Genomic DNA, 13,839 nt, shown 5'->3' with positions numbered 1-13,839 from the left:
GCGTTCAGTTTTCCGTTCGTCGATCGCCGACTTCTCCGTCCTCGACCGGGTAGTTCTCGAACTCGACCGTACACCACGGACAGAACGAGATTTCCGGGTCGATCTCGCCGCCGCAGTTCGGACACTGCGGTGCGTCCGTCGACGTCGGTCCACGGGTCGCGAGACGGTAGGCGTCGAGCGCGCTGAGCAGCAGGAGCGCAAACAGCGGCGCGGTGACGATCGTCGGCAGCGACGACGGCTGCATCGCCGCGACGGACGCGGGATCGGTGAGACTGACCGTCGTCGGATCGACGAACACCGAGAGAAGCACGAGTGCCGCCCCGATGACGAACGAGAACCACGCTGCGCCCCGTCGCCACTCGCGGAGGTAGAGATGTCCGGCCCCGGCGACGCCGACGCTGGCACCGAGGACGGCGACGAGCGTCGCGATCATCGCACGGCGTCGCGTTCGAGTCATATCCGTGGCCGACGCCGTGGGCGTTCTTAAACTCACGGGAATGTCTCTCGCTGTCACGCAGGGGACGTACGACTGTCTCGCGGGGTGCCGACGACTGTCTCGCGGGAAGAGGTGGCCAGAAAATGAGGAGTGTCGACGAAATCGCCGCGCCGACGGCGATACCGAGACCCGGCTTACGCGAGGCCGATGCTCTCTTCGGCTTCGAGCAGTTCGTGATATCGGTTGCGGATCGTGACTTCGGAGATGTCCGCAACGTCGCTCACGGCGGCCTGCGTCGTCTTCTCGTTGGTGAGCAGGGCGGCGGCGTAGACGGCGGCGGCCGCGAGGCCGACCGGCGACTTTCCGGAGTGGACGCCCTTCTCTTTGGCGTTCTTCAGCAGCTGGCGCGCGCGAAGTTTCGCCTCGTCGGAGAGGCCAAGCTCCGAGGCGAATCGGGGGACGTACTGCTCGGGGTCGGCGGGCTTGACTTCTAGCGACAGTTCGCGTGCGATGTAGCGGTAGGTTCGCGCGACCTCGCTCTTGGGGACGCGGGAGACCTCCGCGATCTCGTCGAGCGAGCGGGGGACGCCCGCCATCCGCGCCGCAGCGTAGACACACGAGGTGGCGACGCCTTCGATGGAGCGGCCGGGGAGCAGATCCTCGTCGAGCGCGCGGCGGTAAATGACAGAGGCGGTCTCTCGGACGTTCTCGGGGAGACCGAGCGCCGAGGCCATCCGGTCGATCTCGCCGAGCGCCTGCTTGAGGTTGCGCTCTTTCGAGTCGCGCGTCCGGAAGCGCTCGTTCCACTTGCGGAGGCGCTGCATCTTCTGGCGCTGGTTCGACGACAGCGAGTTGCCGTAGGCGTCGCGGTCGCGCCAGTCGATGTTCGTCGAGAGCCCCTTGTCGTGCATCGTGTTCGTCGTCGGCGCGCCGACGCGGGACTTCTGGTCTTTCTCCTTGGCGTCGAACGCGCGCCACTCGGGGCCGCGGTCGACCGAGTCCTCGGTGATGACCAGCCCACAGTCGTCACAGACGGTCTCGCCGTGTTCGTCGTCGACGACGACGTTGCCGCCACACTCCGGACAGGAGAGCTCTTCCTCGGTGGATTCTTCTTCGGTCTCTTCTTCTTCTTCCTGGCCGGGTCGTACCCACCGCTGGCCGGCCGAGTCGCCGTCTCGGCCGTCGTTCGTTCGCGATTCGTCTCTCGTTCTCGCGTTCACGCGAGTGTACGTACTCTTCTCGCTCATCGGTATAGCGACGAATGCTCCGTGCCACAGACACGGGGTAAGAGAGGCCCGGAGCGGTCCGTACCCATTCCACCGACGGAGAATATAAAAGCGGTTCGGAATCGCTCGCCCGAACCCAGTGCACAGCCCCGAATCGCGTTGTCTGTCGAAATAGACCGTTATGATTTATATAGTCGGTATCGGCGGCACGACCCGCCCAAATCGTGGGCCAGTCCCGTCCACAACGCACTTGATCGTTCCCCGTCGACGACGACTATGTACTCTTCTCGCGACGACGCAGCCGGGGGGGCCGGCTCGGCCAGCGACGTCGAGCGCGTCGTCTCGCTCGCGCCGAGCGCCACGGCGACGGTGGCGGCGATGGGTGGCAGGGACCTCCTCGTCGGCGTGACGACGCACTGCCCGCTGGACCGCACGGTCGTCGGCGGGTGGCTGAATCCCGACTACGATCGGCTGGCCGACCTCGATCCCGATCTGGTCTGCACCGCCGACGCGTTGCAAGCGGACGTCCGCGACGAGCTCGCAGCGCGCGGCTACGACGTCTGTCACGTCGAGCCCGACCGACTGGACGCCGTCGTCGACTCCTTCGCGACGCTCGGCCGTGCCGTCGGTCGTCCCGAGGCAGGCGAACGGCTGGCCGACGAGGCCCGCCGCCGGATCGATGCGGTTCGGGACCGCGTTCCCGGGCGAAGCGACGGCGAGCAAGGCGGCGACGACGCACGACCGGTCGTCTACTGTGAGGAGTGGGGTGACCCGCCGATGGCCGCCGGTAACTGGGTCCCAGAAGTCGTCGCGGCGGCCGGGGGCAGCTATCCCTTCTGGGACCCCGGCGAGCGCTCCCGCGAGGTGACACGCGAGCAGGTCGAAGCGGCGGATCCCACGCACGTGATCGTCCACCACTGCGGCCACGGCGACCGGGCCGACCCCGACATCCTCGCCGACCGCGGGTGGGACCTCGACGCGTCCGTCCACGTTCTCGACGACGACCTGCTGAATCAACCGAGTCCGCGGCTCCTCGACGGCGTCGAGACGCTCGCTGAACTCTTTCACGGAGATAACTGAAGTAGGTACTCCGAACCGCACAGAAGCGACACACGTATCGCCGGCGGTCGTTCACTCAGGGGTATGTACGTCGCAGTCGGCAGCGGCAACCCGGTGAAGCGCGACGCGACGGCCCGCGTGTTCCCCGGCGCGACCGTCGTCGCCGAAGCAGTCCCATCGGGCGTCTCCGAGCAACCGATCGGGCACGACGAGACGCGAGCGGGAGCGCAGAACAGAGCCGAAGCGGTGCTCGAAACGGTTCGAGACGAAGCAGACGACTCCGAGGAGACCCGTCTCGGCGTCGGGATCGAAGGCGGCGTCGCGTCCTTCGGTGACGGCCGCGTTGTCGACGACGCCAACGCAGCCGCCGACGCCGAGGCACCCGCGACCGACACGTACCTCGTGATGTGGGCGGCCGCCACAGACGGCGACCGCTGGGGCGTCGGCTCCGGCCCGAGCCTCCGTCTCCCGGAGTCGATCGCGACTCGCATCCACGACGGCGAGGAGTTGGGACCGGTGATGGACGACGTGCTCGGTGAGTCGAACGTCGCGAAGAACCAGGGCGCAGCGGGCGCGTTCACCGCCGGACAACTGACGCGCACCGACGCGCTGGAAGATGCCGTCGCGGCTGCCGCCGCGCCGTTCCTGAGCGGCCTCTACTAGGAATCTCAGTCCAGCTCCGGCGCTTCCTCGCGCGCTTCGCGCACGTCGCGCGTCTCCTCGACCGCCGTCGTCAGCGAGACGTTGAGGCCGAGCATCGAGGCGTAGCCGCCGATCACGGTGACGATGTTCTTGACGGCGTGGTCCAGCACGGCCGCGCCCAGCGCGAGCTCGGCTCCGAGCGGCGTCAGGCCGACGACGAGCAGCGTGAACGCGCCCTCGTAGAGACCGACACCGCCGGGGGACAGCGGAAGCACCTTCGCGAGGTTCCCGACGCTGACCGCGAAGAAACTCACCGCGATCAGTTCTACGACCGGCAGCCCGGGAGAGAACGCCGCGAGGACCAAAAGTGCCGTGACGACGTCGAGCGTCCAGACGAGGACGCTCGTCGCGCCGACGCGGGCGAATCCGCGCCGCGTGCCGGCGACGGTCTGGAGGTCGCCGACGAACCGCCCGATGACGCCGGCGACGAAGTCGGCGTACGAGTCCGTGCTCACGCGGTAGACGAGCGCGGTGACGACGTCGCGGTCGCTCCGGGCCGACAGCGCGATGCCGATCACGGCGGCGATGGCGACGAGTCCGACGCCCATCGCGACGACGACGGCCACGCGGCCCGCGCCCTCCGCGCCGACGACGGTTCGGGCTAACTCCGCTGTCTGCCCCGTCGCCGTGTAGCCGAGCAGGACGACGCCCGCCATCGACGCGATGGTGAGTAGATCGAAGACCCGCTCGGCCGCCAGCGACGCGAAGCCCGAGGGGTACGGAATGCCGCGACGGGCCTTGACGACGTACGCGCGGATCAGGTCTCCGGCACGTGCGGGAAAGACCAGGTTCCCGGTCTGGCTGATGAACACCGCGCCCGTCAAGAAGCTCAACTGCTCGCGATAGCCCAACTCGGTGAGAATATCCTGGTAGCGGAACCCACGGAGCGGCCACGAGAGGACGTAGACGAGCGCGGCCGCGCCGACCAGCGCGGGATCGGCGTCGCGCATTTCCGTGAGTACCGTCCCGAAGTCGAGATACTGCGTCATCAACACGAGTGCGAGGACGGCCAGTACCGCACCGGCCGCGAGCCCGACCCGCTGGGAGAGTCGCGGACGAACCGACAACTGCCACCACGTCCGCAGAATCTGACTGCCCATCCCGAGGACGTCGCGGACGAGGTCGACTTTCGTGTCGCCCTTCGGCGTCCAGTCGACGGGGAACTCAGTCACCTCGTAGCCGGCCCGCTGTGCCCGGACGAGCATCTCTGTGTCCCAGAACCAGTGGTCGTCTTCGACCTCGTCTGCGAGCGTCTCGAACGCCTCGCGGCTGAACGCCTTGAACCCGCACTGGTGGTCCCGGAGGTCAGAGCGGAGGAACGTACGCACCAGGCCGTTGTACACGCGGCTGGGGACGCCGCGCTTTGCCGGTCTGTCAGCGACGTTCTCGGGCATCCAGCGCGAACCGGTCGCGACGTCGGCCTCGCCGGAGCGTACGCGCTCTACGAGCTCTTCGAGGTGGCGCATATCGGTCGCTAGATCGGTGTCGAAGTAGACCAGCACATCGCCGTGTGCGGCCTCGAAGGCGTGTTCGAGCGCCCCACCACGTCCGAGCCGCTCGTCGCTGTGGAAGTGCCTGACGCGGCCGTCAGCGGCCGCCAGGCGGTCTGCTATCTCGGGCGTCCTGTCGTCGCAGCCGTCCTCGGCGACGATGACCTCGAAGGTCCCCGATTCGAGGAAGGCATCGAGCGTCCGGAGTGTCGTCTCCACGGTCGACTCGATGGTGTTGGCTTCGTTGTACGCGGGGAGCACGACGCTCACAGCGATGGAGGGGGCCGCGCCGTCGCTGGCGCGGTCGGCGGGCGGGCCGCGGGCGGCACCGTCGGAGGGACCCATTGGTGCTTTCTGGCCGGCCGGCGCGTATGAACTTTCTGCCTCGGCGCGGGTGGTCTGCCCCGTTAGGCGACCGTACCTCGAAGCCGATAATAGCACGTGGAAACGCGGCCCCAATCGCGAAAGACCGCATTACAGCGGCGTGTTAACCGCGCGTACCAAACCCCTCATAGGGAGATACACCGTGTGTAGGAGTATGAGCGCAACCGCCTCCACGACGACCGCACCGAACCTCAGCGACAAACAGCGACAGATTCTCCAGTACCTCCGCGCGAACGCCGACACGCAGACGTACTTCAAGTCGCGGCTGATCGCGGAGGATCTCGGTCTCTCGGCGAAGGAAGTCGGAGCCAATATGCGTGCCATCCTCGACGGCGACGTCGGCCTCACAATCGAGAAGTGGGGCTACTCCTCGGGGACGACCTGGAAAGTGACCCAGTAGCCTGCCACAGGTGCGTCGCGAAGAACGGGATCAATCGGAGCTACGGAGTCAGTCGTCTGCGCCGTCCCGCGGCTCGTATCGGATCAGCGAGTCGGCCTCGTCGGCCAGGGCAGCGGCCTCTGGTCCGAGCGAGTCGGCGTATCTGACGACGAGCGTGAGGAGCGTCTCCGGCCGTTCGACGGCGTACGCGCCGTCGCGCGAGAGCAGCCCGGCGTCGTCGAGTTTGCGGGCATACCCGCTCACGGTCGCTCGCGACACGTCGAGGTGTTCTGCGATCGCTGCGCCGCTCGTGCCCGGGTCGCGGAGGAGGGCAACGAGCATTCCGCGCGGCGTGCGACGACGGAGGTACCCGAGCGCGACCTGTTCGAACTCGGAGAACCGGTCTGCGGGGAAGAACCGCTTGTAATCGCCGTCGCGGCGGAACACGAGTACGCCGTCGTCGACGAGTTGTCGGAGGTGGTGCTGGGTCTCGCCCGTCCCCAGGCTGAGATCGTCGCGTATCTTCGAGAAATGCGCACCCGGCGTCGACGCCACGTAGCCGACGATGGCGTCGCGGGCGTCGCTCGTCGAGTCGGACGTGGCTTCGGCCTCGCCACTGGCACCGAGTCCAGCGAGCGGCGACGCCGCCCCCAGCGCGGCGAAGCGCCGGAGCGTCGCCCGCTTTTCCTCGTCGATGTCGCGGTTCGGCATTCGAATCTACCACTAGTACGACTCGACACGGAGAAAAGCGCTTCGCTCGTCTCAGCGAAGTCGGACGAAAAAACGTGAACGCGGGTAACGTCGCCGGAACGCGTCGGTAACGCGGTCCTACTCCCGCTCTTTCTCGACGGCGCGGTCGTCGTCATCCGCGGCTTCGTCGCTCTGTTCTGTCGGGGTTTCCGTGTCGGTCGCGGCTTGTGCGTCGGCGACGACGTCTTCGGGATCTTTGATCGCGGCCTCGTCTGCGGCGTCGGCCTGGTCGATGACCGCGTCGGCGCTCCGGATGTCCGTGCCCGCGCCGCGCTTGATCGCTTCGGCCTCCTGTTCGAGTTCTTCGACGTCCATCTCGGTGGCCTGATCGATCTGCCCGAGGATCTCCTCGATGTCGTCGAGGCCGAGGAGTTCGCGCGTCTCCGCGTCGAAGTCGAGACTGTCGAGGCCGGCCTGCTCTTGGACGTCGGAGTCGGTCAACTGCCGGCCGTAGCGCCCGAGGAGGCTCGTGAGTTCCTGCGGGAGGACGAACGTCGTCGACTCGCCCTGCCCGATCGTCTCTAAGCTCTCCATACCCTTCTCGATGATCGCGCGTTCGCCCATCGACTCGGCGGACTTCGCGCGGAGGACCGTCGAGATGGCGTCACCCTGTGCTTCCAGGATCTGACTCTGCTTTTCACCCTGGGCGCGGATGATGTTCGACTGCTTCTCACCCTCGGCCTGCTCGACCGCAGAGCGGCGTTCACCCTGCGCTTCCAGGATCATCGCACGGCGACGGCGCTCGGCGGACGTCTGCTGCTCCATCGCCTGCTGGACGTCCTGGGAGGGATTGACCTCGCGGACCTCGACGCTCTCGACGCGCACGCCCCACTCGTCGGTCGGCTCGTCGAGTTCGCGGCGGATCCGGCCGTTGATCTCCTGACGCTTGTTGAGCGTGTCGTCGAGTTCCATATCGCCGATGACGGCCCGCAGCGTCGTCTGTGCGAGGTTCGAGACGGCGCGCTTGTAGTCGTCGACCTCCAGGAACGCCTTCTTCGCGTCCATCACCTTGATGTAGACGACGGCGTCGGCGGTCACCGGCGAGTTGTCGCGGGTGATCGCCTCCTGTCGAGGCACGTCGAGCGTCTGCGTCCGCATATCGAACGGATACGTCCGCGAGACGAACGGCGGGATGAAGTTGATGCCGGGTTGGAGGAGCTTCCTGTACTCACCGAACACCGTCAGCGCCTTCTTCTCGTAGGCGTCGACGATCTCGACCATCTGGTAGACGATGACGATCGCGAGGAGGAGCACGAGTATCCCGATCGTCGGGATACCGAGACCTGTCTGTAATGGAACGGGACCAAGTACCATACGCGGACTTAGTGTGTGGGTCTGATAAGCGTTGGCCCAGTCGAACTGAGAAATTCGGCGACGCGAGTGCGCACAGAATCGCGGTACGTCGGTGAGACCGGTTCGGCCGCCGTCTCCGTGTCGTCGTGTCTCAGTATCGTTACGTCTCGATGTCGTCGCGTCTGAGCGTCGTCGCAGCCGCGATCAGGCGCGCTCGGTCTCCATCTCGGTGTCGTCCTCGCTGTCTGCTCTCTCGACGTCGTCCGACCGCGACGCCCGACCCTGATCGAGTTGGCGGTCGATCTCGTCGTAGCCGGACGAGAGTGACTCGACGGTGACGACGTTCCCGCCGCCGGGGTCGACGACGACAACTTCCGTCCCGACGGGGAGTTCGCCGTCCACCGATCGCGCGGCGTAGAAGGGGTTGAAACCGCCGTCGTCGAGTTTGACCTCGCCGTCGGTCGGGGTCACGCGTTCCGTGACGCGACCGGTCCGGCCGCGGAGACTCGCCGAATCGCTCGTCTGTTCGGTGCCTTTGCCGCCGTAGATGTCGAACTCGCGGTAGCCGTAGAGCGCAAGCGACCCGAAGACGAGGACGAGGACGCCGAGGACGATCGGTGAGGCCAGCGGCCCGAGGACCAGCCCGACGAGTCCGGCCGCGAGGAGGGCGATTCCGAGGACGATGAAGTGTGCGCCCGGCGCGAAGGCTTCGAGGAAGCTGACGCCGAGTCCGGCGGTGACCAGCAACAGCGGCAGCGTCTCCGGCGGGATCGAGAGCTGCAGGGCGACCGAAAGCGCTGGTTCGAGCATACGAGCGATAAGTCTGGCGCACGATTAAGCGTTGTCACGAGAGATCGATGCACACGTTGGGAAACCGAGCGACGGGAGTGTGCGATATCGGTCGATCGACCAACTGCGTGGCGTGACCGAGCGTGCGACATCGACCGACGGGAAGGCCGTCGGACCCGCTATTCGCGCTCCGGGACGGTCGCCTCGGGCGTGATCGTGGTATCGCGGGTGAAGCGAACGTTCAGTTCGCCGGTCATCAAGAGCGTCGCGCTCTCTCCGTCGGCGGGAACGCTGAAGACCGTCCACACCTCCCGCGACTCGCCAGGTTCGAACAGTCCGGCGGAGGGGAAGCCGGTCACGCCGTCGAGCGGTTGATGCGCGTAGCGCTCGCCCGCGACCTCGACGGCCAACTTCGACTGTGCGAACTGCGTCGGAGTGTCGGCCCGGTTGGTCACGTTCATCCGAACTAGGAGGAACGTCTGTTCGTCGGGGGCATCGTAGGTGGTCCCGTTCACCGTGAGCGCCTGCGTCGTCTTCGCATTCCAGCGCACGTCCGCCGTCGCGTTCGCGCTCGCCGTCGAGATCGCCGAGACGTCGAGGCCGTCGTCGCCGCCGGAGGCGAAGGGACCCCCGAGGCCGAGCGCCGGCCCCAGCGCAGCCCCGAGCACGAACGCGACGACGAGGACGATCGGGATGACAGTCGCCGGTAGCGAGCGCGAGGAGAGCGCGCGGATCCGGTCCGTGACTCCGGCGTCGGCCCCGGGGGCGCCGCTCGAATCGGGATCAGAATCGGACTGCGCCCCCGACGCATCCGCGTCGTCGCTGTCGTCCCCGTCGCCGCGGTCGAGTTTCGCGCGGATCGCCGCGAGCGACTCACCGAAGTCGGGGACGCGGTCGACGACGGACACGGGGACCGGCACCCCAAGCTCCTGGAGCCGTTCGACGGCTGCTTCGAGGCCGCTCGTCTCGGTGTACTGCTTCAGGACGTCCTCGAAGCCGCCCTCCTCGACTGTCTCGGCGAGCGTCGCGCGGTCGAGGAGGTGGACGCTTCGCTGGGCGGCCACCTTCTTGGCGCCGTCCGCGAACGCGCCCTGCGTCGCGACGACGGCCACGTCGATGCTGCGTTTCCGACAGAAGGCGACGAACTGCTTGAGGTGCCGTTCGGTGACCGTCGCCGTCGTCGTCGGGAAGGCGTAAATGACGCCGCGCTTGCCGTCGCCCCGCTCGCCGATCACGAACCGCGTCTCGTCGGCGCGCTCTTTGACGGAGATCTCCCAGCCCCGCTCGCGCCAGAGGTCCGCGAGGAAAGCGACGAAATCCTCGGGCTCCAGTTCGGGGATCACGACGACCCACCTCGGCGTGCGAGCAGTGCACCGGCGCCGAGCAGCGCGGCGACCGCGACGCCCGGCGACAGCGGGAGACTCGACTGCGAGGCACCAGCGGGAGCCAGCGGCGTCCGCGTGACGACGGGGTACGGCGTCGCCGTGGACGTCGCCGTCGCCGTCGCGGTCCGCGTCGGTGTGCTCGTCTCGGTCGGTGCCGGCGGGAACTCGATCCGCGCCGTGTCGTTGACGACGGCGTCGTTCGCGGTGTAGGCCGCCGCGTCGGGGTCGTAGGACTGCTCCTCGCCGGCGCGGACCAGTTCGGCGCGGATCTGTTGGGCCTCGAAGAGCGGCGTCCCCAACTCCGCTGTTACGTTCGTATGTTCACCGGGCGCGAGGTAGTCGCTCCGTCCGACCGACGACCCGTCGGCGTCTTCCAAGCGAACGAAACCGCCCGCGGGGACTTCGGCGCTCGCGATCCGTAGCGTCGTTCCGTTCGCCGTTTGGTCTTCGATACGGACGCTCGGGTCCGGTGCGACCAAGTAGACGTCCTGTGCGGTCTGCAAGAAGTGATTGCGAACCCAAAGCGTCGCGTTCGTCCCCCGAGAGACCGACGAGAGGTCGAACGACGCCTCGAAGTCCCCGTCGGGGCCGACTGTGGCATCGCGCAGCTGCAGGAACGCGTTCGGATCCGAGGACCGGAGGCGGACTTCCAGCGTCGTGTTCGGCGCGCGGTTCGTCGTCCCGGAGACGGCGAACGAACTGTTCTCCCAGGGGTAATGCACCGAGTCGTTGTCCGGCGACAGCGACACCGACTGCGAACTGAGATGGAACGGCGTCGACGCGATCGTCGTCGGCGAGTCGGCGAGGCCGCTCTCGTCGGTCAGCGTCAGGGCCGCGCGGTAGCGATTGCGCTTCTCCAGATTCCCGATCGGAACCTCGCTGGTGTCCCAGAGCACGTAGATCTCGTCGTTCGCGAGACTCGGCAGCACGGAGACGTTCGCCGAGGCCGTCGCGACGTACTCCCGCGGCTCCTGGTTCGGCCCGGGCGTCGTCTGCGTGAAGTTCACTTTGAGCCCGTTAGCCGCCGCGGCACCGGTGAGGTCGCTCGTGTTCAGCGCCGACTCCAGGCCGCTCTCCTCGAAGCGGACGACGGCGTAATCGCCGCGTGCGAGGTCGGTTCCGGCGCTCATCGTCGTCTCCAGGGGTCCGACGTTGGCGTCGCCGTCTTCGCCGCCGTCGACGTACTCCGAGGGCTCGAACGCCCCCGGCGCGCGGTACGATTCCGCTGTCGTCTCGCCCCGTGGGTCGACGGTGAGCGTTCCGATGTCGCGCTCGACGCCGTCGATAGAGACGCGGAGAAGGTAGTCTTCGGGCTCGATGGGCTCATCGAGCGGTGCGGAGTGCAGCGTCGCGGATCCGCCTTCGACGAAGACGGCTGGATCGGCGGCAGTCGTCTGGCGTGTGTCGAGAGTTACTTCGGACGTGCCGCTGCCGCCGAGCGCGACGGTGAGGTGAAAGCCGTACTCCGGGCCGCCGATCGTCACGTTCGCGGGGTCGGAGTGTGAGACCGAGAACGTCACCTCGTCGCCGCGGGTGACGGTCACGTTGCCGCCAGGGAACGACGCCGAGGCGTCGTCGGTCTGTTGCGGCGCGCGATCGGCGGCTGCGAGTGCGTGCGGAGAGGTGCTGTGGCTGTCCTCGCCGATCGTCTCGGTCCCGGCGCTGTGGGCCACTCCCGGCGCCGTCGACGCAGGGGCGACCCCCGAAACGGGCGTCGCACCGCCGACGAGGAGGGAGAGGGCGATAGCGAGAGCGAGGTAGGGATGGGCGTGAGACATCGGCGATACGGTCGTCCCCCTACGCTACCGACCAACTCGCATAAAACGCTGCGGTCACAGGATCAGAACTGATAACGGACGTGCAGCACGGAGGCCGAAATCGAGTGGCGGCGAGCCGCTCAGAGTACGCCCGGGACGATCGCTGACGCGAGGAGCGCGACCGTACCGAGCGCGCCAGCCACCACGAACAGGGCGTTCTCCGCGTCGGGATCGCCGGGTTCGATCGGCGCACGGAGCGAGAGCCGTCCGTCGCCGAGCCCGTCGGCATCGACGTCGGTCGCAGGCGGCGCAGCGTCCTGGTCGGTTCGGGTCTCGTCGAGCTCCCGGTCGGGACCAGTGTCCGGATTACTCATTACGAGTAGTACGACTGCCACAGGAAAAGACTTGCCGCCTCGGACGCCTATCGGATCTCGGCGTCTCGCGTGCGATGTCTGATGACGTCGCCCTCGTAGACGATGCCGCGTTCGGCGTGCAGCGTCAAAGTCGTCCCGGGCGACAGCGACGTCGGCAGCGGCGCACCCGAGATCATCGGGATGTCGAGTTCGCGGGCGACGAGCGCCGGATAGCCCGTCATCCCGGGACGCGCGTCGACGATGCCGCCGAGTTTGGCGGCCTCGCCGTCGAACTCGCCGTCGAAGGTCGCCGGCAGTGCCAGGATCGCTCCGTCGGGGACCGACGAGAGGTCGCCGTCCTCGGTGACTGCGAGCGGGCCAGCGACGCGGCCTCCGACGACCTTCCGGCCCGTCGCGACGGCCTCGGCGGCGACGTGGAGTTTCAGCATATTCGTCGTGTTCGTGCCCTCGAGTTCGGTCATCATCCCCGAGAGGACGACGAGCGTGTCGCCGGATTTCGCGACGCCGGCGTCGAGCGCGGCGTCGACGGCGTCTTCCATCATCGCGTCGATGCCGTCGCGGTACGCCGAGTAGACCGGGATGACGCCCCACGAGAGGGCGAGTTGCCGGCGGACGCGGTCCGTCGGAGTCGTCGCGACCACCGGGACTGCCGGCCGGAACTTCGCCGTCTTCCGCGCGGTGTAGCCGGACTCGGAAGCGGCGACGATTGCACTCGCACCGACGTCGCGGGCGAGATACCGCGCCGAGCGGGCGAGCGCCTCGGTGCGGGAGTCCTCGTCCGGCGTCGGAATCCGCTGTTCGCGGCTCTCGGCGTACTCGTCGCTGGCTTCGACCTGTCGGATGATCCGGTCCATCGTCTCGACGACGCGTACCGGGTCGTCGCCGATCGCGGTCTCGCCCGAGAGCATCACCGCGTCGGTGCCGTCGAGGACCGCGTTCGCGACGTCGGAGGCTTCCGCCCGAGTAGGTCGGCGGGCGTGCACCATCGAATCGAGCATCTCGGTCGCCGTGATGACGGGCGTCCCGGCGGCGTGGCACTTTCGGATGATCCGCTTTTGGATGATCGGGACGTCTTCGAGCGGCATCTCGACGCCGAGGTCGCCGCGGGCGACCATCACGCCGTAGGCGGCGTCGATGATCTCGTCGAGGTTCTCGACCGCCCCCGCGCGCTCGATCTTTGCGACGACGGGGATGTCCGCGCCGAGTTCGTCGAGCGCGTCGCTGATGGTGTAGACGTCTTCCGCAGAGCGGACGAACGAGGCGGCGACGAAGTCGGCCTCGGTCTCGGCGGCGACAGCCAGTTCCGCGCGGTCGCCTTCGGTGATGAGGTCGATGTCGAGGTCGACGCCCGGGAGGTTGACGCCCTTTCGCCCCCCGAGTTCGCCGCCGGAGTCGATGCGCGCGACGACGCCGTCGTCGTCGACGCGGACGACCGTGGCCTCGATCCGACCGTCGTCGAGGAGCACCGTATCGCCCGGCTCGGCGGCCGTGATCGAGTACGAGAGCCCGATCGTTTCGGGCGTCGCCTCCTCGCCCGCGACGAACCGGACCTCCGTGTCAGTCGCCAGCGTGATTGGGTCTTCGAGCGGCGCCGTCCTGACCTCGGGGCCCTGGAGGTCGACCATCGCGGCCAGGGGGCTGTCGGTCACGTCGTCTACGGACCGAATGCGCTCGATGACCTTCCGGCGGTGGTCCGGGGTCCCGTGGCTCGCGTTGAGGCGGGCGACGCTCATCCCGGCGTCGACGAGGCCCCGAATCGTGGATTCGTCGTCCGACGCCGGGCCGAGCGTGCAGACGATTTTCGCCTTTCTCATA

Annotated in this window: 13 protein-coding genes; 3 read left to right on the top strand and 10 right to left on the bottom strand. The window is 67.7% G+C overall.

Annotated features, from left to right (window positions below; all coding sequences use genetic code 11):
• Window positions 1-4 precede the first annotated feature (4 nt).
• On the bottom strand, window positions 5-457 hold the full coding sequence (locus tag RBH22_RS02130) for a zinc ribbon domain-containing protein (RefSeq protein WP_256288059.1): 453 nt from the start codon (window positions 455-457) through the stop codon (window positions 5-7).
• A gap of 173 nt (window positions 458-630) precedes the next feature.
• Entirely contained in the window at window positions 631-1,683 is a 1,053-nt protein-coding gene (locus RBH22_RS02125; RefSeq protein WP_199722982.1) for a transcription initiation factor IIB, read from the bottom strand.
• Between the two features lie 255 nt (window positions 1,684-1,938).
• Between RBH22_RS02125 and RBH22_RS02120 the strand changes: the two genes are divergently transcribed.
• Complete coding sequence (locus RBH22_RS02120) at window positions 1,939-2,742, top strand: cobalamin-binding protein (RefSeq protein WP_306676402.1); 804 nt, start codon at window positions 1,939-1,941, stop codon at window positions 2,740-2,742.
• Between the two features lie 63 nt (window positions 2,743-2,805).
• Entirely contained in the window at window positions 2,806-3,384 is a 579-nt protein-coding gene (locus RBH22_RS02115; RefSeq protein WP_306676401.1) for an inosine/xanthosine triphosphatase, read from the top strand.
• Window positions 3,385-3,389: 5 nt separating this feature from the next.
• Here the strand turns inward: RBH22_RS02115 and RBH22_RS02110 are convergent, their stop codons facing one another.
• Window positions 3,390-5,258: a flippase-like domain-containing protein gene (locus RBH22_RS02110; protein WP_306676400.1), complete on the bottom strand. Its 1,869-nt coding sequence runs from the start codon at window positions 5,256-5,258 to the stop codon at window positions 3,390-3,392.
• A gap of 193 nt (window positions 5,259-5,451) precedes the next feature.
• Here RBH22_RS02110 and RBH22_RS02105 point away from each other — a divergent pair, with 193 nt between their 5' ends.
• Window positions 5,452-5,697 (top strand): hypothetical protein, encoded by a 246-nt coding sequence (locus RBH22_RS02105; RefSeq protein ID WP_121568098.1) that lies wholly within the window; start codon window positions 5,452-5,454, stop codon window positions 5,695-5,697.
• Window positions 5,698-5,745: 48 nt separating this feature from the next.
• Here the strand turns inward: RBH22_RS02105 and RBH22_RS02100 are convergent, their stop codons facing one another.
• The 7 genes from RBH22_RS02100 to pyk all read right to left on the bottom strand — a co-directional run bounded on the left by RBH22_RS02100 (window position 5,746) and on the right by pyk (window position 13,838).
• Window positions 5,746-6,387, bottom strand: coding sequence for a winged helix-turn-helix transcriptional regulator (locus RBH22_RS02100; protein WP_256544684.1), 642 nt, complete (start codon window positions 6,385-6,387; stop codon window positions 5,746-5,748).
• Window positions 6,388-6,504: 117 nt separating this feature from the next.
• Entirely contained in the window at window positions 6,505-7,740 is a 1,236-nt protein-coding gene (locus RBH22_RS02095) for an SPFH domain-containing protein (protein WP_306676399.1), read from the bottom strand.
• A 183-nt stretch (window positions 7,741-7,923) separates the two neighbouring features.
• A complete protein-coding gene (locus RBH22_RS02090) occupies window positions 7,924-8,529 on the bottom strand; it encodes an NfeD family protein (RefSeq protein WP_256544682.1) in 606 nt (201 codons plus the stop codon).
• A 158-nt stretch (window positions 8,530-8,687) separates the two neighbouring features.
• Window positions 8,688-9,851, bottom strand: a complete 1,164-nt coding sequence (locus tag RBH22_RS02085; protein ID WP_306676398.1) for a restriction endonuclease — start codon at window positions 9,849-9,851, stop codon at window positions 8,688-8,690.
• Window positions 9,848-11,671 (bottom strand): BGTF surface domain-containing protein, encoded by a 1,824-nt coding sequence (locus RBH22_RS02080; RefSeq protein ID WP_306676397.1) that lies wholly within the window; start codon window positions 11,669-11,671, stop codon window positions 9,848-9,850. Before RBH22_RS02080 ends, RBH22_RS02085 begins: the two co-directional genes overlap by 4 nt.
• A gap of 119 nt (window positions 11,672-11,790) precedes the next feature.
• Window positions 11,791-12,024 (bottom strand): hypothetical protein, encoded by a 234-nt coding sequence (locus RBH22_RS02075; protein ID WP_121568092.1) that lies wholly within the window; start codon window positions 12,022-12,024, stop codon window positions 11,791-11,793.
• Window positions 12,025-12,071: 47 nt separating this feature from the next.
• Window positions 12,072-13,838 carry a pyruvate kinase gene (gene pyk, locus RBH22_RS02070; RefSeq protein ID WP_256544678.1) on the bottom strand — a complete coding sequence of 589 codons (1,767 nt, stop codon included), beginning with the start codon at window positions 13,836-13,838 and terminating at the stop codon, window positions 12,072-12,074.
• Window position 13,839 lies beyond the last annotated feature (1 nt).

Origin of the sequence: Halobellus sp. H-GB7 (genome assembly GCF_030848585.1) — an archaeon.
In the GTDB taxonomy this organism is placed as follows: domain Archaea; phylum Halobacteriota; class Halobacteria; order Halobacteriales; family Haloferacaceae; genus Haloquadratum; species Haloquadratum inordinatus.
Note: the sequence above shows the minus strand (reverse complement) of the source record. Positions and strands in the feature narration are given on the sequence as shown.